At 68.1% G+C, this 1,368-nt stretch carries 1 protein-coding gene; it reads right to left on the bottom strand.

Going from position 1 to position 1,368, the window contains the following annotated elements:
• Positions 1–62: 62 nt before the first annotated feature.
• The coding region (locus tag ACFSL4_RS37565; protein WP_381092609.1) for an acyl-CoA carboxylase subunit beta at positions 63–1,368 on the bottom strand (1,306 nt) is incomplete at its 5' end.

Consider the following 1,368-nt stretch of genomic DNA (forward strand, 5'->3'; position numbering starts at 1 on the left):
TCGGGGGTGGGGTTGCCCCGTACGACCTTGATCGTCATGTCGGTTTCCAGGGGGGCCGGGGTTTACAGGGGGATGTTGCCGTGTTTCTTGGGCGGGAGGGTTTCGCGTTTGGTGCGCAGGTGGCGCAGGCCGCGGACGATGTGGGCGCGGGTGTCGGAGGGCATGATCACGGCGTCGATGTAGCCGCGTTCGGCTGCGACGTAGGGGTTGAGGAGGGTGTCCTCGTACTCCTGGATCAGGCGGGCGCGGGTGGCGTCGGCGTCGCCGTGTGCGGCGGCGTCGGTGATGGTGCGGCGGTGGAGGATGTTGACGGCGCCCTGGGCGCCCATGACGGCGATCTGGGCGGTGGGCCAGGCCAGGTTGAGGTCGGCGCCCAGGTGTTTGGAGCCCATCACGTCGTAGGCGCCGCCGAAGGCCTTGCGGGTGATGACGGTGATCAGGGGCACGGTGGCTTCGGCGTAGGCGTAGATGAGTTTGGCGCCGCGGCGGATGATGCCGGTGTGTTCCTGGCCGACGCCGGGCAGGAAGCCGGGGACGTCGACGAAGGTGATCACGGGCACGTTGAAGGCGTCGCAGGTGCGTACGAAGCGGGCGGCCTTCTCGCTGGCGTCGATGTCGAGGCAGCCGGCGAACTGCAGGGGCTGGTTGGCGACGATGCCGACGGGGTGGCCCTCGACGCGGCCGAAGCCGGTGAGGATGTTGGGGGCGAACAGCGGCTGGGTCTCGAAGAACTCGGTGTCGTCGAGGATGTGTTCGAGCACCGTGTGCATGTCGTAGGGCTGGTTGGCGCTGTCGGGGACGAGGGTGTCCAGTTCGCGGTCCTCGTCGGTGAGGGCCAGGTCGGCTTCCTCGGGGTAGAGGGGGGGTTCGCTGAGGTTGTTGGACGGCAGGTAGGACAGCAGCTGCTTGACGTACTCGATGGCGTCCTTCTCGTCGCCGGCCATGTGGTGGGCGACGCCGGAGGCGGTGTTGTGGGTGCGGGCGCCGCCCAGTTCCTCGAAGCCGACGTCCTCGCCGGTGACGGTCTTGATGACGTCGGGGCCGGTGATGAACATGTGGGAGGTCTGGTCGACCATGACGGTGAAGTCGGTGATGGCGGGGGAGTAGACGGCGCCGCCGGCGCAGGGGCCGACGATCAGGCTGATCTGGGGGATGACGCCGGAGGCGTGGGTGTTGCGGCGGAAGATCTCGCCGTAGGCGCCCAGGGAGGCGACGCCTTCTTGGATGCGGGCGCCGCCGGAGTCGTTGATGCCGATGACGGGGCAGCCGGTCTTGAGGGCGAAGTCCATGACCTTGACGATCTTTTGTCCGTAGACCTCGCCCAGGGCGCCGCCGAAGACGGTGAAGTCCTGGGAGAAGACGGCGACG

The sequence above is a fragment of the Streptomyces caeni genome, assembly GCF_042678285.1.
Classification (GTDB): Bacteria; Actinomycetota; Actinomycetes; order Streptomycetales; family Streptomycetaceae; genus Streptomyces; species Streptomyces caeni.